The sequence below is a fragment of the Ramlibacter algicola genome (assembly GCF_016641735.1).
Taxonomy (GTDB): Bacteria; Pseudomonadota; Gammaproteobacteria; order Burkholderiales; family Burkholderiaceae_C; genus Ramlibacter; species Ramlibacter algicola.
The window spans coordinates 695,733-716,177 of sequence record NZ_JAEDAO010000001.1; the positions used below are offsets into that span (position 1 = coordinate 695,733).

18 protein-coding genes and 1 riboswitch are annotated in these 20,445 nt (G+C 68.4%); of the genes, 4 read left to right on the forward strand and 14 right to left on the reverse strand.

What is annotated here, in order from left to right; genetic code table 11:
- The first annotated feature begins 8 nt into the window (after nt 1-8).
- Nucleotides 9-1,655 (forward strand): autotransporter outer membrane beta-barrel domain-containing protein, encoded by a 1,647-nt coding sequence (locus I8E28_RS03435; protein ID WP_200786437.1) that lies wholly within the window; start codon nt 9-11, stop codon nt 1,653-1,655.
- Here the strand turns inward: I8E28_RS03435 and ribB are convergent.
- Nucleotides 1,636-2,298: a 3,4-dihydroxy-2-butanone-4-phosphate synthase gene (gene ribB, locus I8E28_RS03440; protein WP_200786438.1), complete on the reverse strand. Its 663-nt coding sequence runs from the start codon at nt 2,296-2,298 to the stop codon at nt 1,636-1,638. The two genes, I8E28_RS03435 and ribB, sit on opposite strands and share 20 nt — an antisense overlap.
- A gap of 110 nt (nt 2,299-2,408) precedes the next feature.
- Nucleotides 2,409-2,557, reverse strand: a riboswitch (FMN riboswitch).
- A 90-nt stretch (nt 2,558-2,647) separates the two neighbouring features.
- Here ribB and I8E28_RS03445 point away from each other — a divergent pair.
- Nucleotides 2,648-3,589: a DMT family transporter gene (locus tag I8E28_RS03445; protein WP_200786439.1), complete on the forward strand. Its 942-nt coding sequence runs from the start codon at nt 2,648-2,650 to the stop codon at nt 3,587-3,589.
- Here the strand turns inward: I8E28_RS03445 and I8E28_RS03450 are convergent, their stop codons facing one another.
- Genes I8E28_RS03450 through I8E28_RS03465 form a run of 4 tightly spaced genes read right to left on the reverse strand, consistent with a single transcriptional unit; the run spans nt 3,590 to nt 7,874 of the window.
- Entirely contained in the window at nt 3,590-4,486 is an 897-nt protein-coding gene (locus I8E28_RS03450; protein ID WP_200786440.1) for a 5'-nucleotidase, read from the reverse strand.
- Complete coding sequence (gene gspF / locus I8E28_RS03455; RefSeq protein WP_200786441.1) at nt 4,486-5,703, reverse strand: type II secretion system inner membrane protein GspF; 1,218 nt, start codon at nt 5,701-5,703, stop codon at nt 4,486-4,488. Before gspF ends, I8E28_RS03450 begins: the two co-directional genes overlap by 1 nt.
- Before the next feature lie 48 nt (nt 5,704-5,751).
- Nucleotides 5,752-7,380 carry an AMP-binding protein gene (locus tag I8E28_RS03460; protein WP_200786442.1) on the reverse strand — a complete coding sequence of 543 codons (1,629 nt, stop codon included), beginning with the start codon at nt 7,378-7,380 and terminating at the stop codon, nt 5,752-5,754.
- Nucleotides 7,381-7,394: 14 nt separating this feature from the next.
- Nucleotides 7,395-7,874 carry a MarR family winged helix-turn-helix transcriptional regulator gene (locus I8E28_RS03465; protein ID WP_200786443.1) on the reverse strand — a complete coding sequence of 160 codons (480 nt, stop codon included), beginning with the start codon at nt 7,872-7,874 and terminating at the stop codon, nt 7,395-7,397.
- A gap of 136 nt (nt 7,875-8,010) precedes the next feature.
- Here I8E28_RS03465 and I8E28_RS03470 point away from each other — a divergent pair, with 136 nt between their 5' ends.
- Nucleotides 8,011-9,276 (forward strand): class I SAM-dependent methyltransferase, encoded by a 1,266-nt coding sequence (locus I8E28_RS03470; protein ID WP_200786444.1) that lies wholly within the window; start codon nt 8,011-8,013, stop codon nt 9,274-9,276.
- Nucleotides 9,276-9,599 carry a DUF1840 domain-containing protein gene (locus tag I8E28_RS03475; protein ID WP_200786445.1) on the forward strand — a complete coding sequence of 108 codons (324 nt, stop codon included), beginning with the start codon at nt 9,276-9,278 and terminating at the stop codon, nt 9,597-9,599. Before I8E28_RS03470 ends, I8E28_RS03475 begins: the two co-directional genes overlap by 1 nt.
- A gap of 130 nt (nt 9,600-9,729) precedes the next feature.
- Here the strand turns inward: I8E28_RS03475 and I8E28_RS03480 are convergent, their stop codons facing one another.
- From I8E28_RS03480 to I8E28_RS03520, 9 genes are all read right to left on the reverse strand, one after another.
- Complete coding sequence (locus I8E28_RS03480; protein ID WP_200786446.1) at nt 9,730-10,728, reverse strand: Bug family tripartite tricarboxylate transporter substrate binding protein; 999 nt, start codon at nt 10,726-10,728, stop codon at nt 9,730-9,732.
- 136 nt (nt 10,729-10,864) lie between these two features.
- Nucleotides 10,865-11,854 carry a tripartite tricarboxylate transporter substrate-binding protein gene (locus I8E28_RS03485; protein WP_200786447.1) on the reverse strand — a complete coding sequence of 330 codons (990 nt, stop codon included), beginning with the start codon at nt 11,852-11,854 and terminating at the stop codon, nt 10,865-10,867.
- A gap of 108 nt (nt 11,855-11,962) precedes the next feature.
- Nucleotides 11,963-13,210, reverse strand: a complete 1,248-nt coding sequence (locus I8E28_RS03490; RefSeq protein WP_200786448.1) for a phenylacetate--CoA ligase family protein — start codon at nt 13,208-13,210, stop codon at nt 11,963-11,965.
- Nucleotides 13,211-13,221: 11 nt separating this feature from the next.
- Nucleotides 13,222-14,085 (reverse strand): ABC transporter ATP-binding protein, encoded by an 864-nt coding sequence (locus I8E28_RS03495; RefSeq protein WP_239027174.1) that lies wholly within the window; start codon nt 14,083-14,085, stop codon nt 13,222-13,224.
- Between the two features lie 73 nt (nt 14,086-14,158).
- The gene (locus I8E28_RS03500) at nt 14,159-15,481 is read right to left on the reverse strand and encodes an ABC transporter substrate-binding protein (RefSeq protein WP_200786449.1); all 1,323 of its coding nucleotides are present in this window, start codon (nt 15,479-15,481) and stop codon (nt 14,159-14,161) included.
- Nucleotides 15,482-15,572: 91 nt separating this feature from the next.
- Nucleotides 15,573-16,649, reverse strand: coding sequence for a branched-chain amino acid ABC transporter permease (locus tag I8E28_RS03505; RefSeq protein ID WP_200786450.1), 1,077 nt, complete (start codon nt 16,647-16,649; stop codon nt 15,573-15,575).
- Nucleotides 16,650-16,660: 11 nt separating this feature from the next.
- On the reverse strand, nt 16,661-17,590 hold the full coding sequence (locus tag I8E28_RS03510; RefSeq protein ID WP_200786451.1) for a branched-chain amino acid ABC transporter permease: 930 nt from the start codon (nt 17,588-17,590) through the stop codon (nt 16,661-16,663).
- Between the two features lie 11 nt (nt 17,591-17,601).
- Nucleotides 17,602-18,438: an ABC transporter ATP-binding protein gene (locus I8E28_RS03515; RefSeq protein WP_420850233.1), complete on the reverse strand. Its 837-nt coding sequence runs from the start codon at nt 18,436-18,438 to the stop codon at nt 17,602-17,604.
- 2 nt (nt 18,439-18,440) lie between these two features.
- On the reverse strand, nt 18,441-20,387 hold the full coding sequence (locus I8E28_RS03520; protein ID WP_200786452.1) for an AMP-dependent synthetase/ligase: 1,947 nt from the start codon (nt 20,385-20,387) through the stop codon (nt 18,441-18,443).
- Nucleotides 20,388-20,445 lie beyond the last annotated feature (58 nt).

A 20,445-nucleotide genomic window follows, 5' to 3' on the forward strand; every position in this document is an offset into this window, starting at 1 on the left:
TGGATTCCGTGACCACTCCCTTCCAGAAGTGCCTCCGCAGGTTGGTGCTCCTCCTGCTGCTATCGCTCGCCGGAACCGGCGCCTTCGCGCAGCAGGTGATCCACGGCGCCAACTGCGCTGGCGACCGGTTCGGCAGCGACCTGACCTGCAATGCGAACGACGTCTCGATCACGCAGATCTCCATCAACCGCAACTACTACCCGGGCGTGAACGTGACGCCGCAGGCGAACCTGCTCACGGGCGCAGGCTGTGTCGGCGGAACCAACATCGTCGCCAACCTCAACGTGACGGTGCAGTTCTCTCAACCCGACCGCTATGACATCGGCATCTTCCTTGCCGAAGACGGCGGCAATCCGCAATTGCTTCGCTCCGGCGGCGGGGCCCAGTCGTGCACGGTGTCGATCCTTCCGCGCAATGCCGCCACCGGTGGCACGATCCCGAATCCCTTCGGCGCCGGGACGGTCCCGTCGCCGTTCCTCAACCTGAACAACTCGACGGGTGCTTACTGCGGCGACGGGAACGGCACGATCCCCTCGGCAGCCTACGCTGCGGCCACCGGGGCTGCGACCAACACCGGCACCGCCACCTTCGTCGTCTACGACGTGCCGATCCCGTGCACCGCGAACGGGGCCACGAGCACCGGGAAGCTCAACGTCCCCTTCGTGGTGTCCTGGTCCCAGCTCGCCGGCAACGCCTGCACGTCGCCGAACGACGCCGTGCCCGGCACCAAGTCCAAGTGCAACGCGCCCAGCGGCACGCTGGCGGAAGTCGACGTCGTCGCGCTGCCCGTCGTGGCCAAGACCAACGGCGTCAGCAGCGTGAGCGTCGGCGACACGACCACGTACACCATCACCGTGGCCAACACGACCGGCGCCAACATCGCGTCGCAGGTGATCAAGGACCCGAGCATCACGGGCCTGTCGGTCAGCAGCGTGAGTTGCTCGGCCGCGGGCAGCGTGTCCTGCCCCGCCGTCACCACTTCGACGTTCGCGTCCGGCGTCACGGTCAACAACATGTCCAACGCCAGCACGCTCACGTTCACGGTGAGCGGCAAGTACACCTCCACCGGGACGAGCACGGCGACCTGGGTGCCTGCCGCCGGCAGCCAGATCGTGAACACGGCGACGTCCACCGTCGGCGGTGCGTCCAACTCCGCGATCGACTCGGACACCATCTACTACCCCAGCCTGTCGACGAAGAAGACGGTGTCCGCCATCAGCGACCCGGTGCGCGGGCTGGTGGCCAACGCCCTGTCCATCCCCGGCTCGGTGGCCCAGTACAGCATCGCGATCACGAACAGCGACACCGTCGGCAAGGTGGACGCCGACACGCTGCAGGTGGACGACGCGATCCCGGCCAGGACCTACCTGTACTACCAGCTTTCGACCGGCGCGACCAATTGCACGGCCGTCGGCGCGCCGGTGAGCCTGGCCGCCGGCGCGAGCGGGTTGAGCCTCGTCGCTGCCGACGTGCAGTACTCGTCGAACAACGGCGCCGCCTGGACGGCGACGCCGACATGGACCTTCGTCGGTGCCTCGGGCACGCAGCCCCCCGGCTGCTACGCGGCCAACATCACCAACGTCCGCGCCAAGCCCAAGGGCCGGATGGCGGCGAACAGCAGTTTCACGCTGAACTTCAACGTGCTGCTGCAATAGCGCGCGGGTTCCGTCTCCGCCACTCCACGATCGCCTGCACCGTGGTCACCGGCATCCCATGCCGCTGCGCGAACGCGGCCACCTCCGGCCCACGCGCCATGCTGCCGTCGGGATTCATCAGTTCGCACAGCACCGCGGCCGGTTGCAAGCCGGCCAGCCGCGCGAGGTCGACGGACGCTTCGGTGTGACCCTCCCGCTCGAGCACGCCGCCCGGGCGCGCGACCAGCGGGAACACGTGCCCGGGGCTGACGATCTCGCTGTTCTCCAGCGTCGAGCGAAGCGCGCACTGGATGGTCTGCACCCGGTCGATGGCGGAGACGCCGGTGGTCACGCCGTGCGACGCCTCGATCGATTGCGTGAACGCCGTCGCATAACGCGAGCGGTTGACTTCGACCATCGGCCGCAGCTTGAGCGCGCCGGCCTTGTCCGGCAGCAGGCACAGGCACACGATGCCGCTGCCTTCGCGGATCAGCATCGCCATGGCTTCGGGCGTGACGAGTTCCGCGGCGCACACGAGGTCGGCCTCGTTCTCGCGGCCGGCGTCGTCCATCACGAGCACGGGGCGGCCGGACCGCACCGCGTCGAGCACGGCCGGCATCGGCGCGAGGTCGATCGCGGCGGGGGAGGGGGAAAGGACTGTCATTGAAACGCTCCTGTTGGTGGACAAAAACGCTTCAAGGCTTGCGGGAACGCCGCCACCCGCGCGCGGACGTGCGTGCGGCAGCCATCACGCGCGCACCCTGCGGCGCGCACGCGAATCTTCTTCCATCCGGACTGTGACCGTCGGCCCCGGCATTCGACCGGGTCTGCTGACCCTGCGACTCGCGTCGCGGGCGCTCGCGGGCTCGTGGCTTTCGCCACCTACCGCCGGTGGGGACTTCCACCCCGCCCTGAAGACGCCCCCATGCTAGGCCAACGCACGGCGTGCGCAGTCACGCGTGCGTCACGACGACTTTCGTCGTCACTGCGCGCCCGCACCTATAGTGCCGGGCATGGGAAGTCGTGGTCGCGTTGCCGACAGGAACCTGCTGGCGCGCCGCGCGGCGGTCGTGCAGTGGCGCTTCTCGCGCCTGGACGGTGCGGTCCGCGCCTTGATGTGGTCGGGCCTGTCCGGTTTCCTCTTCGTGGTGCTCAACACGGTGATGCGTGGCTTGTCGATCACGCTCGGCACCCACGAGACCCAATGCCTGCGCTACGTGATGGGGCTGGTCGTGATGCTGCCGCTGGTCGCGCGCAGCGGCCTGCGTTCGTACTGGCCGAAGAACGTCGTCGGCCAGTTCACGCGCGGCGGCGTGCACACGCTGGGCTTGCTGCTGTGGTTCGCCGCGGTGCCCTTCATCACGGTCGCCGACATCACGGCGATCGGCTTCACGACGCCGATCTTCATCATGCTCGGCGCGGTGCTGGTGTTCAAGGAACCGATGCGCTGGCAGCGCTGGCTGGCGGCGGCGATCGGCTTCGGTGGCGTGTTGCTGGTGGTGGCGCCCCAACTCACGGGTGGCGGCGGCTACTACACGCTCGTGATGCTCGCGTCGTCACCAGTGTTCGCGGCCTCGTTCCTCATGACCAAGGCGCTCACGCGCTACGAACGGCCGGAAGTGATCGTGCTGTGGCAGTCGATCAGCGTGGCGTTGCTCAGCCTGCCGTTCGCCTTGACGCACTGGGTGTGGCCGAGCGCGTCGCAATGGCTGCTGTACCTGCTCTGCGGGCTGCTGGGCAGCAGTGCGCACTACTGCCTGACGCGCTCCTACGCGGCCGCCGACATCTCCGCGACGCAATCGGTGAAGTTCCTCGACCTGGTGTGGGCCGCGCTGGTGGGCTGGCTGGCGTTCGGCGACACGCCGCCCAACTCCACGCTCATCGGCGGCGTGGTGATCTGCGCGTCGACGGTGTGGATCGCGCGGCGCGAAGCGCGCGGCCGCGCGCCGGCCTGATCACCCGTTGGTGATGCCGCCGGCGACGTGGCCGGCCGGGACGTGCCGCGCCGCCTGGTCGACGTGCCGCGTCTGGTCGTCGAAGAAGAAGTCGGGCTCGAACTCGCGCAGGAACTCGCCCTTGGGCAGCCCGCCCAGGAACATCGCCTCGTCGACGTGGATGTTCCAGTGCATCAGCGTGCGGATGGCGCGTTCGTGCGCGGGCGCGCTGCGCGCCGTGACCAGCGCGGTGCGGATCTTCATCGCCGGCGTGCCGCTGGCCTGCAACCGGTGCAGCGCCTGCAGGAACGGCTTGAACGGCCCATCGGGCAGGGGCTGCAGCGCCTTCTCGCTCTCGTGGCGCTGGAAGGCGTCGAGGCCGCCGTCCTGGAACACGCGCTCGGCCTGGTCGGAGAACAGCACGGCGTCGCCGTCGAAGGCGATGCGCACCTCGTTCGGGTAGTTGTCGCCGGCGAGCACCGATTCCATCAACACGCGCGCCGCCGGGAAACCGGCCGCGAGCGCCTCGCGCACATCGTCCGCGTTGGCGGACAGGAACAACTTGGCCTGCAACGGCTTGAGGTAGCGGAACGGCGAGCGGCCCTGCGTGAACACGCCGCGCTCGATGCGGATCTCGTTGGCGCGGCCGGAGCGGAACACGCGCATGCCGGACACCGGATCGTTGCGCGACAGGATGACCACCTCGACGCGCTCCGTGCTGGCGTCGTTGAACGCGAGCAGCTTGCGCACCAGCGAGAACGCGATGCCCGGCCGGGCCGGTTGCTCCAGGCGCTCCAGCTGCGCGGCCATGTACGCCTGCGGATTGCCGCTTTCGAAGATGCGGTTTTCTTCCTCGAAGTCGAACAGCGCGCGCGACGAGATGGCCACCACCAGCTTGTCGTCGGTGAACACGCTCATCAGCGGACCCACTGGTTCAGCTGGATGATCGGCAGCAGCACGGCCAGCACGATCAGCATGACGATCAAGCCCATGCCGACGATCAGCAGCGGCTCGAGGATGGTCGCCAGCGCCATCGCGCGGCGCTGCACCTCGTTGCCCAGCTGCTGCGCGGCGCGCTGCAGCATCTGCGGCAACTGGCCGGTCTGCTCGCCCAGGCGGGCGAACATCGGCAGCAGCCCGGGGAAGCGCTTCTTCTGCGCCAGCGCCGAGGCGAGCGGCGCGCCTTCACGCACGAGCACAATCGCGTCGAGGGCGTCGGCGCGCATGGCCCGGTTGCCGAGCGTTTGCGCAGCCGCCTGCAGCGCGCGCAGGATCGGCACGCCCGCGGCCGTCAGCATCGCCAGCGTGCTGCCGAACTGCGCGCTGTTGTAGCCGCGCGAGAGCCGGCCCACCAGCGGCAGTTCCAGCCAGGCTGCATCGAAGCGTTCGCGGAAGCCGGCATTGCGCAGCATCAGCCGCAAGGCCGTCACGCCACCGGCGATCACCACCGCGAGCAGCCACCACCAGTTCCGCACGAAGGCGCTGATCGCCAACATCGCGACGGTCAGGAACGGCAGCGCGCGCTTGGTGCCGGCGAACACGCTGGCCACCTGCGGCACCACGTAGGTGACGAGGAACACCACGATGAACAGCGCGACCAGCGTCACGATCGCGGGATACAGCGCCGCGCCGATCAGGCGCGCCCGCAGCGCCTGCTGGTTCTCCAGGTCGTCGGCCAGGCGCTCCAGCACCATGCCGAGGTGGCCGCCCTGTTCGCCGGCGCCGACGACGGCGATGTAGATGTCCGAGAACTCGCGCGGGTAATGCGACAGCGCGGACGCGAACGTCGAGCCGGCATTGACCTCGGCGCGCAGCGCGGCGACCAGTTGCCGTTCCTCGTCGCGGTCGGCTTCTTCGGCCAGCGCGGTCAGGGCACGCTCGAGCTGCAGGCCGGACCCGACCAGGCCCGCCAATTGGCGGGTCCAGACGGTGAGGCCGGTGCCGCCGAACACGCGCCGCTTCCAGCGCGACCCCGCGGTGCCCGGCGCCGAGTCGCCGCCCACCGGCTGCACCTGCATCGGGATGAGCGACTGCGCGCGCAACTGCCCGCGCGCGGCCTTGGCCGTGTCGGCCTCCAGCACGCCGCGCCGGGTCTGGCCCTGGGCATCCAGGGCCTCGAAGGTGTACGCAGGCATGCGCCGGATTATGGCCGCGCGTGCAGCGCGGCGGTGGCGCCGGGCCGTTCAGGCGGTGGACTGCTGCTGCACCTGCTGCCGCAGCTTGAACCGCTGCAGCTTGCCCGTCTCCGTGCGCGGCAGGCTGGCGACGAACTCGATCTCGCGCGGGTACTTGTAGGGCGCGATGCTGGCCTTCACGTGCTCCTGCAGCGTGCGCACCATCGCCTCGCCGGGCTCGTGCCCGGCCTTGAGCACGCAGAACGCCTTGACGATCATCCCGCGCTCCTCGTCGGGCTTGCCGACGACGCCGCACTCGGCGACCGCGGGGTGGCGCAGCAGCGCGTCCTCGACCTCGGGCCCGCCGACGTTGTAGCCGGCCGTGATGATCATGTCGTCCGTGCGTGCCTGGTAGAAGAAGTAGCCGTCGGCGTCCTGCATGAACGCATCGCCCGGGTGGTTCCAGCCGTCCTTCACGTAGCCCGCCTGGCGCGCGTCGTCCAGGTACTTGCACCCCGTCGGTCCGATGACCGCGAGCTTGCCCACGGTGCCGTTGGGCACCTCACGACCCTCGTCGTCGACGACCTTGGCCTGGTAGCCGGGCACCACCTTGCCGATCGCGCCGGGCCGCACCTCGGCCCCCGCGGACGAGATGAAGATGTGGAACATCTCGGTGGCGCCGATGCCGTCCAGCATCTCGATGCCGCTCGCCTGTTTCCACAGCTGGCGAGTCGCGTCAGGCAGGCCTTCGCCCGCGCTCACGCAGAGACGCAGGCGGCCGACGCCCAGCTCGCGAGCGAACGGTGCCATCTGCCGGTAGAAAGTGGGCGCCGTGTAGCAGATGGTGGCGCCGATGTCGTTGATGGTGCGCACCAGCGCTTCGGGCGTGTACGGCCCGTCACCGAAGTACACCGAGGCGCCGGCCCACATCGGGAACACGAGCAGCCCACCGAGGCCGAAGGTGAAGGCCAGCGGCGGCGAGCCGACCACGATGTCGTCCGGCGTCGCGCGCAGCACGTGGCGCGGCCACGCCTCGCACGCCGCCAGCACGTCGCGGTGCGAGTGCACGGCGGCCTTCGGCTTGCCCGTGGTGCCGGACGTGAAGGCCAGCAGCGCGATGTCGTCCGCGCTGGTGGGGCAGGGCGCGAAGTCCGCGGCCTTCGATGCCGCGCGCGATTCCATCGAATCCGGCTTGTCGGTGTTGAACGGCACCAGCACGCGCACGCCGGGGCGGTCCGCGCAAGCCTTCTGCAATTCGTCGAGCAACTTCGCGTCGCACAGCGCGGCGACCGGTTGCGACTTGTCGATGATGTCGCCCAGTTCCTTGGCGCGCAGCAGCGGCATGGTGGCCACCGCGATCAGGCCCGCCTTCACCGTCGCCAGCCAGGCCAGCGCCAGGCCGATCGAGTTGCCGCCGCGCAGCAGCACGCGGTTGCCGGGTTGCAGCCCGAGGTCCTCCCGCAGCACGCGCGCGATGCGGTCGACGCGCTCGCGCGCCTGCGCGTACGTCAGCGTCTCCCTGGGCGAGCGCAGCATCGGGCGATCGCCCCAGCCCTTGGCCGTGGCCTTGTCGAGCAACTCCTCGACAAGATTGGCGCGGCCGGCGAGGCGCAGCTCGGGCAGGTCGTAGCGAAGCTCGGGCCACTGCGCGCGCGGCGGCAGGCGGTCGTGCACGAAGCGGTCGGTCTGGGCGGACATCGGGGTCTCCTGGGTCATTCGGTGGGCGCGGCCGCGCGCTGGCCGGCGTGCTGCTTCACCTTGCCCAGCAGGCGGTGCAAGGTGGCCAGCTCGCGCTCGGACAGCGCGGCGAACGCGTCGACGATCCACTGTTCGTGCTGCTGCGCCATCTCGTGGAACAGCTTGCGCCCCTTCGGCGTGAGCCGGACGCGGTAGGCGCGCCGATCGTCCTCGACGGCGACGCGGTCGACCAGCCCCTCGCGCGCGAGCTGGTCGGTGATGCCGGTGACGTTGCCGCCGGTGACCATCATGCGGCGCGACAGCTCGATCATCTTCAGGCCGTCGGGCGCGCGTTCCAGCTGGGCCATCAGGTCGAAGCGGGGCAGGGTGGTGTCGAACCGCTCCCGCAGCCGCCCACGCACGTCCTTTTCGACCAGCTGGGTGCAGGTGAGCAGGCGCAGCCACAGGCGCAGGGCCTCGGGGTGCTCGCTGTGCGCGCGGGCTTCCATGTCCATGGCGGAAAGGGCAGGTCGTGGGGACCTAAATAGTTTAAGCCTGAAGCATCTGCCGCTCAATGGCAACGCAGCTTGCGGCGGTGTCCTACAACCTCGTCCATTGACGGGCGGCACCGCCGCTCACAAGAATCGGTCCATGGACTTCCTGTTGCGCAAGCTCGCGCCGCAGCTCGAGGCGCTTCCGGTGGGACTGGCGCTGGAGATCCCCGGCGGCCAGCGCGTCGGCCGCAGCTCCGCGGACGTCGTCCTCACCTTCCACGACTGGGGCAGCCTCGCGGTCCTGGCCGCCGGGCAGATCGGCAAGCTGGGCGAGGACATCGTGGAAGGGCGGGTCGGCTTCGAGGGCCGCATGCGCGACCTGATGGCGGCGGCGGCGCACCTGCTGCCCGGCAGCCCGGTGGCCAGCGACACCAGCTGGTGGAGCGACATGCTGCGCCGCGCACGCTCGCTCGCGCAGCACTCGCCGCAGAAGGACGCCGAGCAGGTCCAGTTCCACTACGACGTCTCGGACGATTTCTACGCGCTGTGGCTCGACCCGCATCGTGTGTATTCGTGCGCGTACTACCGCGACCCGGGCATGTCGCTCGCCCAAGCCCAGGAGTCGAAGCTCGACCACATCTGCCGCAAGCTGATGCTGCGTCCGGGGGAGCGCTTCCTCGACGTGGGAGCCGGCTGGGGCGGCCTCCTGCTATGGGCGGCGGAGCACTACGGCGTCGACGCCACGGGCATCACGCTGTCGAAGAACCAGCATGCGCACGTCAACCGCCTGATCGAGTCGAAACGGCTGCAGGGCCGGGTCCGGATGGAGCTGCGCGACTACCGCGAGCTCGACGAGTCGCGGGCATTCGACAAGATCGCCTCGGTCGGCATGTTCGAGCACGTCGGGCGCGCGAACATGCACGTCTACTTCGGGAAGATCCGCCGCCTGCTCAAGCCGGGCGGCCTGGTGATGAACCACGGTATCACCGCCGGCGGCGTCAACACCACCCAGCTGGGCGCCGGCATGGGCGACTTCATCGGCAAGTACATCTTCCCCGGCGGCGAGTTGCTGCATGCGAGCCACGTGCTGCGCGAGATGGCGCTGGCCGACCTCGAGATGCTCGACGCGGAGAACCTGCGGCCGCACTACGCACGCACGCTGTGGGCCTGGTCCGATGCGCTGGAAGAGCAGCTGCCCGAGGCGCAGCGCGTGCTCGAGACGACGGGCCGCGCGCGCGACGCGGCCAAGGTGCTGCGCGCGTACCGGCTCTACCTCGCGGGCTGCGCGATGAGCTTCGAGCAGGGCTGGCTCTCGCTGCACCAGCTGCTGGCCTCGCGGCCGGACGGCCGGCCCCAGACGGGCGCCCTGCGTGGCGCACAATCCGCGTACCCGTTCAACCGCGAGTACATCTACGAGCGCTGATGCTGTTCAAGTTCAAGAGCAAGGCCGCTGGTGACCTGATCATGCTGGAGCCCAACGGCCGGCGCGTGCTGCAGGTGATCGGCAAGGATCCCGGCCCGAAGGGGATCATCGAACCCGACCAGATGCCCGCCGCCATCGCGGCACTGGAACGCGCCATCGAGCAGGAAGAAGCCGAGCAGAAGGCCGCCGTCGACGAGGCGAAGGCTGCCGGCCAGGCGCCACCGACGTTCGGCGAAGTCTCGCTGCGCCAGCGCGCGATGCCCTTCATCGACATGCTCAAGCGCTGCTCCGCCGCCGGCAAGGAGATCGTCTGGGGCGTGTAAGGCTGTCATTCCGGCGAAGGCCGGAATCCATGCTGGTTCGCGAAAGAAAAATGGGCGCCTCCAACGGGCGCCCATGATCTTTGTCGAGGTCCCGGCTTTCGCCGGGACGAGCGGGGGGGGGCGGTCGACCTCAGTCGACCTTTGCCCCGCTCGCCTTCACCACCGGCTGCCACTTGCGGTTCTCGGCTTCGATGAAAGTCGCAAACTGCTGCGGCGTGCTGCCGCTGGGGATGGCGCCCTGCAGCAGCAGCTTTTCCTTCATCTCCGGCGAGGACAGGGCCTTGGCCACTGCCTGCTGGATGCGGTCGGCGATCTCGGGCGGCATGCCGGCGGGGCCGAACAGGCCGAACCACGAACTCGCCTCGAAGCCCTTCAGGTGGCCCGCCTGTTCCACCGTCGGCACGCCTGGCAGCGCCTGCGAGGGCTGCGCGCTGGTGACGGCCAGCGCCTTGAGCTTGCCGGCCTTGATCAACTGCATCGACGACGGCAGGTTGTCGAACATGACGTCCATGTCGCCGGACACCAGGCTCAGCAGCGCCGGGCCGGAGCCGGTGAACGGGAAGTGCGTCATGTAGGTGCCGGTCATGGTCTTGAACAACTCGCCGGCCAGGTGGATCGACGTGCCGTTGCCGCTGGACGCCATGTTCAGCTTGCCCGGGTTGGCCTTGGCGAGCTTGATGAAGTCCTCGACCGTGTTGATGTTGCGCGCCTTCGCCTTCTCCGCGTTGACCACCATCACGTTCGGCACGCCGGCCACCATCGTGATCGGCACGAAGTCCTTCTGCGGGTCGAACGACATCTTCGAGTACAGCCACTTGTTGATCGAGTGCGTGCCCACCGTGCCCATGAGCAGCGTGTAGCCGTCCGGTGCGGCGCGGGCGACCTCGGCGGCGCCGATGTTGCCGCCGGCGCCCCCCTTGTTGTCGACGACGAACTGCTGGCCGAAGGCCTTGCTCAATTCGTTGGCCGTCGCGCGCGCGAGGATGTCGGTGGTGCCGCCCGGCGCGAACGGCACGACGATGCGCACCGGCTTCGACGGGTAGTTGGACTGCGCGGCGGCCGGCAAGGCGACCGCGGTGGCGGCGGCAAGAGCCAGCAGGTGGCGGCGGGACAGGAAGTGCTTGGTCATGGATGTCTCCTGGGGGTTTCGGTGAGCGCCGCGACGATGTCGGTGCAGCGTGGGGGTTGGCCGGCGGCCAGGGGCCGGAGCAGCCAAGCAAAAGGCCGCCCGGAGGCGGCCTGTTGGACGCGTGCGCCCTGGTTCATCAGTCCGCGTAGACGCCCGCAGCCTTGATGATCGGGCTCCACTTGGCGATCTCGGCGGCCACGAACTTCTTGTGCTCGGCCTGCTCGACGCGCTTGTCGCTCACGACGACGGCGCCCAGCCCTTCCTGCTTCTTGATGAAGTCCGGATCCTTGAGCGCGACCTTCAGTGCGTCATTGAGCTTCTTCGTGACATCCGCCGGCGTGCCCTTGGGCGCGTACAGGCCGTGCCAGATCGTCACTTCGAAGTTCTTCACGCCGGCTTCCTGCATCGTGGGCAGGTCCTTCAGGGCCGGGGTGGTCAGGCGCTTGCTGGTGGTGACCGCGAAGGCCTTGACCTTCTTGCCTTCGATCTGCGACGTGGTGTTGGTGGTCTGGTCGCACATCAGGTCGACCTGGCCGCCGATCAGGTCGGTCATCGCCGGGCCGGTGCCCTTGTAAGGAACAGTCGTCATCTGCGTCTGCAGCGCGTTCTGGAACAGCAGGCCGCACAGGTGCGACGCCGCGCCGATGCCGGCGTTGGCCAGGTTGATCTGGCCCTTGTTCTGGCCGATCCAGGCCGTGAGTTCCTTGAAGTTGTTGGCCGGCAGGCTGGGCTTGCCGATCAGGGTCATGGGCACGTCGTTGACCATGCCCAGGTACTCGAAGTCGTTCTCCACGCTGAAGGGCAGCTTGCGGTACAGGCCCGGCATGGTGGCCATGCCGATGTGGTGGAGCAGCAGCGTGTGGCCGTCGGCGGCGGACTTGGCGACCTTGTTGGCGCCGATCGAGCCGCCGGCACCGGCGGCGTTGTCGACGACGATGCTCACGCCGCCCAGGGGCTTGCGCATGGCTTCGGCGAGGTCACGCGCGACGCGGTCGGTGGGGCCGCCGGCCGAGAACGGCACGACGATGGTGATCGGCTTGTCGCCGGGGAACGCGGCCTGTGCTTGTGCGCCGAGTGCGAGCGTCGCCAGGGCGGCGGCTGCCACGGTCTTGATCATGGTTTTCATGGGAAAGCTCTCCTGCAGGGAAATGGGCGGATGGTAGGGGCGGGCTCCCGCCTTGCCATCAAGGGAACTACGTACCGGGTTCACCCGGGCTCCGGGGGCCAGGCAGCCTCAGCGGTAGCTGCGGGCGTCCTCGATCACCTTGCCGTCGTTCGGCAGGCTGCCCGGGTCGAGCAACTCGACGTCTCCACGCAGCTTGGTCACGTCACGGATGGCTTCGGCGATGCGCGCATCCAGGCCCTCGGGGCGTGTGCGCGCTTCGACTCGCAGCGTCATGGCGTCGTTGGCCATCTCGCCGCTGACCACCAGGCGAGCCCGCACGACCTCCGGGAACCGGCGCGCGATGTCGGCCACCTGGCCGGGGTGCACGAACATGCCGCGCACCTTGGTCGTCTGGTCGGCACGGCCGAGCCAGCCCTTGATGCGCATGTTCGTGCGGCCGGTGCGGCAGGTGCCGGGCAGGACCGCGGAGAGGTCGCCGGTGCCGAAGCGCACCAGCGGGTAGTCGGGGTTCAGCGTGGTGACGACCACCTCGCCGACTTCGCCTTCCGCGACGGGTTCCCCCGTGCCGGGCCGGACGATCTCGACGATGACCCCTTCGTCGATGACGAGACCTTCGCGCGCGGCGGTTTCGTAAGCGATCAGGCCGAGGTCGGCCGTCGCGTAGCTCTGGTAGACGTCGACGCCACGCTGCGCGAACCAGTCGCGCAGGCTGGGCGGCAGGGCCTCGCCGCCGGTGAGTGCCTTCTTCAGGCTGGACACGTCCGCCTTCGCTTCTTCCGCCTTCTCCAGCAGGATGCGCAGGAAGCTCGGCGTGCCCGCATAGCCGTCGGGCCGCAGTTCGGCGATGGCCTGCAACTGCTGCTCGGTCTGGCCGACGCCGGCCGGGAACACGCTGCAGCCCACCGCGTGCGCGCCCGATTCCATGATGAACGCGCCCGGCGTCATGTGGTAGCTGAACGCGTTGTGCACCAGGTCGCCGGCGCGAAAGCCCGCGGCGAACATCGCGCGGCCGGCGCGCCAGTAGTCGCGCGCCGCGCCTTCCGGTTCGTAGATCGGGCCGGGCGAGGAGAACACGTGCGGCATCGCCGGGCCGCGCACGATGGCCGAGAAGCCGCCGAAGGGATCGCGCCCGATGGCGGCCCGCTGGCGCTCCAGCAGTTCGTGCTTGCGCACGACGGGCAACCGCGCGAGCGCGCTGCGCGAGTCGATGCCGGCGGCGTCGACGCCGGCGAGCACTTGCTGGTACGCCGCGCTGGAGCGCTGCGCGTGCGCCACCTGCGCGGGCAGGGCGCGCAGCAGCTCGGCTTCGCGTTGCGCGGGGGTGCGGGTTTCGAGGGCGTCGAAGTGGTCGGCCATGCCGCGCTCCCTCACGCGAGCCAGCGCTTGCGGCGCTTGTAGCTCTTGACCTCGCGGAAGCTCTTGCGCTCGCCGCCGCCCACGCCCAGGTAGAACTCCTTGACGTCCTCGTTGGCCGCCAGGTCCGCGGCCGGGCCGTCCATCACGATGCGGCCGCTCTCGAGGATGTAGCCGTAGTCGGCGTACTTCAGCGCCATGTTCGTGTTCTGCTCGGCCAGCAGGAAGGTGGTGCCTTCCTTGGCGTTGAGGTCCTTCACGATCTCGAACACTTCCTCGACGATCTGCGGCGCGAGGCCCATCGACGGTTCGTCGAGCAGCACCATCGTCGGATTGGCCATCAGCGCGCGGCCGATGGCGCACATCTGCTGCTCGCCGCCGGACGTGTACGCCGCCTGCGAGCCGCGCCGTGTCTTCAGGCGCGGGAAATACGCGTAGACCTTCTCCAGGCTGGCCGCGACTTCCGCCTTGCCGGAGCGCGTGTACGCGCCCGTGAGCAGGTTCTCCTCGATCGTCAGGTGGGCGAAGCAGTGCCGGCCCTCCATCACCTGCACCACGCCGCGGCGCACGAGGTCGGCCGGCGACAGGTTCTCGATGCGCTCGCCGCGCAACTCGATCGAGCCCTTGGTGACTTCGCCGCGCTCGCCGCGGAGCAGGTTGGAGATCGCGCGCAGCGTGGTGGTCTTGCCCGCGCCGTTGCCGCCCAGCAGCGCCACGATGCCGCCTTCGGGCACCTGCAGCGAGACGCCCTTGAGCACCAGGATCACGTGGTTGTAGATGACCTCGATGCCGTTGACGTTCAGCACGATGCTGCGCGTGCGGCGGTCTTGCGGCGATGCGTCGTCGTCGACGATGACCGTTTCAGGAGCTTGGTTCATGCCTTGCTTTCGCCAAACGAAAGGGACGCGCCCTTTCGTTTGGCGGCCCTTGCGGGCCGCCAAAGCGCTCAGATCAAGACTGGCAGTCGCCGACGGCGCGACGCTGGAGCTTCTTGTCCGCAAGGTACTTCTCGGCGCCTGAACGGACCATCGGCTTGATGATCGACTCGTCGGCCTGGTACCAGTCGTTGCCGACGTTCCACTTCTTGCCGTCCCAGGTCTGCACGCGCACCCACGTCGAGCCCATGTGGTCGGAGCAGCTGGTCGACAGCGGGCGGATGACGCCGGTCAGGCCCAGTTGCGCGAGCTTCTTGTCGTCCAGGTTCAGGTTCTCCAGGCCCCAGCGGATCTGCGTGGGCGTCATCACCTTGCCCTTGCCGTAACGCTCCTGCGCGCGGCGCACGGCCTCGACGCCCAGCGCCTGGATGATCACGCCGCGCGTGTACAGCACCTGGCCCACTTCATCCTTGGGCCCCGTGCCCTGGCCCTTGTCGTGCACGTACTTCAGGATGTCCTGGATCACCTTGGGCTGCGTGCCCGAGCTGTTGAGGTTGAGCGCGTTGTAGCCCTTGGCGCCCTCGCCGACGTCCTTGACGTCCGGTTCCGCGCCCGCCCACCACACGCCGTACATCTTGTCGCGCGGGTAGCCGGTGGCCTGCGCTTCCTTCAGCGCGGTGGAGTTCATCACGCCCCAGCCCCAGAGCAGCACGTAGTCGGGACGCTGCTGGCGCACCTGCAACCAGGCGGCCTTCTGCTCGACGCCGGGAGCCGTCACGGGGATCAGCGACAGGTCGAAGCCCTGCATGCGCGCACGCTCCTGCAGCAACGGGATCGGCTCCTTGCCGAACGCGGAGTCGTGGTAGACCAGTGCGATCTTCTTGCCCTTGAGGTTGCCGTTCTCCTTCTTGGCGATGTGCTGGATCAGCACGTCGGCGCCGGTCCAGTAGCTGCCCATGAGGGGGAAGTTCCAGGGGAAGGCCATGCCGTCCTGCGCGACCGACAGGCCGTAGCCGAGCGTGATCAGCGGGATCTTGTCGTTGGCGACTTTCTCGGTCAGCGCGAACGTGATGCCGGTGGCCTGCGGATCGAACAGCGTCATGCCCGGGCGGCTCTTGAGGCGCTCGTAGCACTCGACGCCGCGGTCGGTGGCGTAGCCGGTCTCGCATTCTTCCCAGGTGAGCTTGACGCCGTTGATGCCGCCATCGCGGGCGTTGATCATCTTCAGGTAGTCCTGCTTGCCGTTGGCCCAGGGCGTGCCGTTCGGCGCGTACGGGCCGGTGCGGTACGACAGCAGCGGGAAGAACTGCTCCTTGGCCTGCGCGAAGGCGGCCGGCGCTGCGGTTGCCAGCGCGGCCCCGGCCAACAGGCTGGCCAGGAGGATGCGTCTTGCTTTCATGGTTGTCTCCTTCAGGGGTGTGAAGCGAACGGTGGGAGCGTGAGTGGGCGCCGCAAGCGGATCGATGTGCATCGGGACTTGCGAGCAGTGGTCAATGCGGGAATGGCCACAGGCGCAGCTTCTGCTTGCCGGTGGACCACAGGCGCGCCAGGCCGTGGGGCTCGACGACCAGGAACCAGACGATCAGCGCGCCGAAGATCATCAACTCCGCGTGCGACAGGCCGGCGGTGGAGATCTCCATGCCGAACGCGGCGAACAGCGGCGGCAGCAGCTGGTTCAGGAAGATGGGCAGCACCACGATGAACCCGGCGCCGAAGAACGCGCCCATGATCGAGCCGAGGCCGCCGATGATCACCATGAACAGCAGGCGGAAGGACAGGTCGACGGAGAAGGCGGCCGACTCCCAGGCCCCGAGGTAGACGAACGCCCACAGCGCGCCGGCCACGCCGATGATGAACGAGCTGACGGCGAACGCGCTGAGCTTGGCGTACATCGGGCGGATGCCGATCACGGCGGCAGCCACGTCCATGTCGCGGATCGCCATCCATTCGCGGCCGATCGCGCTGCGCACCAGGTTCTTGGCCAGCAGCGCCATGACCGCCAGGATGGCGAGGCAGAACCAATACCTGCTGACGGCGCTGTCGATCGGAAATCCGAACACCTGCAGGCTGCCGACGGACACCTGGCCCGACGGTGAATCGTTCAGGAGCCACTTGATGCGCAGGAACATCCAGTCGGCGAAGAACTGCGCCGCCAGCGTCGCGACCGCCAGATAGAGGCCGCGCACGCGCAGGCTGGGCAGGCCGAACAGGATGCCGAACGCGGTGGCGCACAGGCCGCCCAGCAGGATGGCGGGGACCAGCGGCATTTCCGGGATGCGGACGAAGAAGTTGTAGGCGCCGTACGCGCCCACGGCCATGAACGCGCCGGAGCCGAGCGAGATCTGGCCGCAGTAGCCGACCAGGATGTTCACGCCCAGCGCGGCCAGCGCCATGATCAGGAACGGGATCAGGATGGCGCGGAACATGTAGTCGCTGGCCAGGCCGGGCACCACGACGAAGGCGACCACCAGCAGCAGGCCGATGAACAGCCGGTCCTGCAGGATCGGGAAGATCTGCTGGTCGGCGCGGTACGTCGTCTTGAACTGGCCGTTTTCCCTGTAAAGCATCGGTCAGTTCCTCAGACGCGATCGATGATCTTCTCGCCGAACAGGCCTTGCGGCCGGAACAGCAGGAACCCGAGGGCGAGCACGTAGGCGAACCAGATCTCGATGCCGCCGCCGACCATCGGGCCGATGTAGACCTCCGAGAGCTTCTCGCCCACGCCGATGATCAGCCCGCCGATGATGGCGCCCGGCACCGAGGTGAGGCCGCCCAGGATGACGACGGGCAGCGCGCGCAAGGCCACCGTCGCCAGCGAGAACTGCACGCCCAGCTTGCTGCCCCAGATCATCCCGGCGACCAGCGCCACGACGCCGGCGACGCACCACACGATGACCCAGATGCGCTCGAGCGGGATGCCGATCGATTGCGCGGCCTGGTGGTCATCGGCGACGGCACGCAGCGCGCGGCCGGTGGACGTCTTCTGGAAGAACAGGCTCAGCACCGCCACCAGCGCGGCCGCGATGGCGGCGGCGATCAGGTCTTCCTTGTTGACCAGGATGCCGCCCTGGAAGGTCGACTCGAACGCGATGACCGGGTCCTTGGGCATGCCGATGTCGATCTTGTAGATGCTGTTGCCGAACAGCGTCTGGCCCAGGCCTTCGAGGAAGTACGCGATGCCCAGCGTGGCCATCAGGAGCGTGGCGCCTTCCTGGTTGACCAGGCGGCGCAGCACAAGCCATTCGACCAGCCACGCGACGCCGAACATGATGACGCCGGCGATGATGAAAGCGAGCACGTTGGCCACGATCGGGTTCTGCAACCCGGTCCACGCCGGCAGCCATTCGGAGAAGCGCGCCATCGCCAGCGCGGCGAACAGCACCATCGCGCCCTGCGCGAAGTTGAAGACGCCCGACGCCTTGAAGATCAGCACGAAGCCGAGCGCCACCAGCGCGTAGAGCATGCCGGCCATCAGGCCGCCCAGCAGGGTTTCGAGGAAGAAGCCCATGTCAGTTCTCTTTAATGGGCCGTGCCCAGGTAGGCCTTGATGACGTCGGGGTTCTGGCGCACCTCGTCGGGCGCGCCGTCACCGATCTTGCGGCCGTAGTCCAGCACCACGACGCGGTCGCTGATGTCCATCACCACGCCCATGTCGTGCTCGATCAGGACCACGGTGGTGCCGAATTCGTCGTTCACGTCCAGGATGAAGCGGCACATGTCCTGCTTCTCCTCGACGTTCATGCCGGCCATGGGCTCGTCGAGCAGCAGCACCTGCGGCTCCATCGCCAGCGCGCGGCCCAGGTCGACGCGCTTTTGCAGGCCGTACGGCAGCTGGCCGACGGGCGTCTTGCGGTACGCCTGGATCTCGAGGAAATCGATGATCCGCTCGACGAACTCGCGATGGCGGATTTCCTCGCGTTCCGCGGGACCGATGCGCAGGGCCTGCAGCAGCAGGTTGCTTTTGATCCGCAGGTTGCGGCCGGTCATGATGTTGTCCAGCACGCTCATGCCCTTGAACAGCGCGAGGTTCTGGAACGTGCGCGCGATGCCCATCTGCGCCACCTGCCGGCTCTTCATGTGGGCGAAGGTCTTGCCGCGGAAGGTGATGGTGCCCTGCTGCGGCTGGTAGACGCCGTTGATGCAGTTGAGCATCGAGCTCTTGCCGGCGCCGTTGGGGCCGATGATGGCGCGGATCTCGTGCTCGCGGACGTCGAAGGAGATGTCGGTCAGCGCCTTCACGCCGCCGAACGCCAGCGAGATGTTGCGGACGTCGAGGATCACCTCGCCCAGGCGGCGCTGCGCACCGCGGGGCGCTTGCGCGGCGGGGTCGGACAGGACGGCGGCGTCGGTCATCATGTTCATGCGGCCGCCTTCACGGCAGGGAAGGTGCGGGCGTCGACGATGCGCAACGTGGCGCTGACCACGCCGGTGCGGCCGTCCTCGAACTTCACCTGCGTCTCGATGTACTGCTCCTGCTGGCCGCCGTAGAGCGCGTCGACCAGCACCTGGTACTTGCCGGCGATGAAGCCACGGCGGACCTTGTTGGTGCGCGTGAGCTCGCCGTCGTCGGCGTCCAGTTCCTTGTGCAGGATGAGGAAGCGGCTGACCTGCGAGCCGGCCAGCTTGTCGTCGGCCGCGAGGTCGGCGTTGACCTTCTCCACGCACTCCTTGACCAGCTCGTACACCTCGGGCTTCTGCGCGAGGTCGGTGTAGCCGGCGTAGGGCAGGTTGCGCCGCTCGGCCCAGTTGCCCACGGCGTCGAAGTCGATGTTGACCATCACGCAGACGCGGTCGCGGCCATCGCCGTAGGCCACCGCTTCCTTGATGTACGGGAAGAACTTCAGCTTGTTCTCCACGTACTTGGGCGCGAACATCGCGCCGTCGTTGGAGCCGCCCACGATGCGGCCGACGTCCTTGACGCGGTCGATGATCTTCAGGTGGCCCTGCGCGTCGATGAAGCCGGCGTCGCTGGTGTGGTACCAGCCGTCGTTGGTCAGCACCTCGCTGGTGGCCTGGTCGTTCTTGTAGTAGCCCTTGAGCAGGCCGGGCGAGCGCACCAGGATCTCGCCGTTCACGGCCACCTTGATCTCCACGCCCTGGATCGGCACGCCGACCGTATCGGCACGCACCTGGTCATCGGGCTGCAGGCAGACGAACACCGCGGTCTCCGTGGAGCCGTACAGCTGCTTCAGGTTGATGCCGATCGAGCGGTAGAAGGTGAACAGGTCCGGGCCGATGGCCTCGCCGGCGGTGTACGCGACGCGCACGCGCGAGAAGCCCAGGTTGTTGCGCAGGGGGCCGTACACCAGCACGTCGCCCAGCTTGTAGAGCAGCCGGTCCAATGCGCCGACGCTCTGTCCGTCGCGCAGCGCGGGCCCGACGCGGCGTGCCAGCGCCATGAACGAATGGAACATGCCGCGCTTGATCGCGCCCGCATCTTCCATGCGGATCATCACGGTGGTCAGCAGGCCTTCGAAGACACGCGGCGGCGCGAAGTAGTAGGTCGGCCCGATTTCCTTCAGGTCGATCATCACCGTGCTGCCCGACTCGGGGCAGTTGACGATGTAGCCGCAGGCGAGCCACATCGCATAGCTGAAGATGTTCTGCCCCACCCAGGCCGGCGGCAGGTACGCCAGCACTTCCTCGTGCTCGGTGAGGCGGTCGAAGTCGGCGCCGGCCCGCGCGCGATCGAGCAGCGTGCGGTGGCTGTGCACGACGCCCTTCGGGTTGCCGGTGGTGCCGGACGTGAAGAACAAGGCAGCCACGTCGTCGGGTGAGACGCTGTCGACCTGGGCGCGGAAGAAGCCGGGTTGCTGCGCCGCGAACTGCCGCCCGGCGTCGAGCAGGCTGTCGAGGGAGGCCAGGCCCGGATCGCCGTAATTGCGCAGCCCACGCGGGTCGTCGTACCAGATCGACTGCAGTTGCGGGCACTGCTCGCGGACCTCGAGCAGCTTGTCGACCTGCTCCTGGTCCTCGACGATCGCCATCCGCACTTCGGCGTTGTTGATCGGGAAGGCGCATTCGGCGGCCACCGCATCCTGGTACAGCGGGACGGGGATCGCGCCGAGGGACTGGATGGCCAGCATGGTGGCGTACAGCCGGGGGCGGTTGGCGCCGATGACGACCATGTGCTCGCCGCGCCGCAGTCCCGCCTGGTGCAGGCCGCACGCGAGGTGCTCGGCCGTCTTCGCCAAGTCGGCCCAGGTGAGCGTCTGCCAGATGCCGTATTCCTTCTCGCGCATGGCGGCTGCGCCGGGGCGCTGGGCGGCGTGCTGCAGCATCAGGCGCGGGAAGGTGGTGTCCATGGCTCCAGGTCCGGTGAAAGTCGCGCGCATGGTCGCATCCACTTTGACGTCGACGTGT

Excerpts from the sequence above, each read along its gene's own strand:
- I8E28_RS03520 (WP_200786452.1), bottom strand. The coding sequence starts at position 20,387 with ATGGACACCACCTTCCCGCGCCTGATGCTGCAGCACGCCGCCCAGCGC.
- I8E28_RS03465 (WP_200786443.1), bottom strand. The coding sequence starts at position 7,874 with ATGGACATGGAAGCCCGCGCGCACAGCGAGCACCCCGAGGCCCTGCGC.
- I8E28_RS03485 (WP_200786447.1), bottom strand. The coding sequence starts at position 11,854 with ATGAAAACCATGATCAAGACCGTGGCAGCCGCCGCCCTGGCGACGCTC.
- I8E28_RS03500 (WP_200786449.1), bottom strand. The coding sequence starts at position 15,481 with ATGAAAGCAAGACGCATCCTCCTGGCCAGCCTGTTGGCCGGGGCCGCG.
- I8E28_RS03470 (WP_200786444.1), top strand. The coding sequence starts at position 8,011 with ATGGACTTCCTGTTGCGCAAGCTCGCGCCGCAGCTCGAGGCGCTTCCG.
- gspF (WP_200786441.1), bottom strand. The coding sequence starts at position 5,703 with ATGCCTGCGTACACCTTCGAGGCCCTGGATGCCCAGGGCCAGACCCGG.
- I8E28_RS03510 (WP_200786451.1), bottom strand. The coding sequence starts at position 17,590 with ATGGGCTTCTTCCTCGAAACCCTGCTGGGCGGCCTGATGGCCGGCATG.
- I8E28_RS03445 (WP_200786439.1), top strand. The coding sequence starts at position 2,648 with ATGGGAAGTCGTGGTCGCGTTGCCGACAGGAACCTGCTGGCGCGCCGC.
- I8E28_RS03480 (WP_200786446.1), bottom strand. The coding sequence starts at position 10,728 with ATGACCAAGCACTTCCTGTCCCGCCGCCACCTGCTGGCTCTTGCCGCC.
- ribB (WP_200786438.1), bottom strand. The coding sequence starts at position 2,298 with ATGACAGTCCTTTCCCCCTCCCCCGCCGCGATCGACCTCGCGCCGATG.
- I8E28_RS03515 (WP_420850233.1), bottom strand. The coding sequence starts at position 18,438 with ATGATGACCGACGCCGCCGTCCTGTCCGACCCCGCCGCGCAAGCGCCC.
- I8E28_RS03505 (WP_200786450.1), bottom strand. The coding sequence starts at position 16,649 with ATGCTTTACAGGGAAAACGGCCAGTTCAAGACGACGTACCGCGCCGAC.
- I8E28_RS03460 (WP_200786442.1), bottom strand. The coding sequence starts at position 7,380 with ATGTCCGCCCAGACCGACCGCTTCGTGCACGACCGCCTGCCGCCGCGC.
- I8E28_RS03475 (WP_200786445.1), top strand. The coding sequence starts at position 9,276 with ATGCTGTTCAAGTTCAAGAGCAAGGCCGCTGGTGACCTGATCATGCTG.
- I8E28_RS03490 (WP_200786448.1), bottom strand. The coding sequence starts at position 13,210 with ATGGCCGACCACTTCGACGCCCTCGAAACCCGCACCCCCGCGCAACGC.
- I8E28_RS03495 (WP_239027174.1), bottom strand. The coding sequence starts at position 14,085 with ATGAACCAAGCTCCTGAAACGGTCATCGTCGACGACGACGCATCGCCG.
- I8E28_RS03450 (WP_200786440.1), bottom strand. The coding sequence starts at position 4,486 with ATGAGCGTGTTCACCGACGACAAGCTGGTGGTGGCCATCTCGTCGCGC.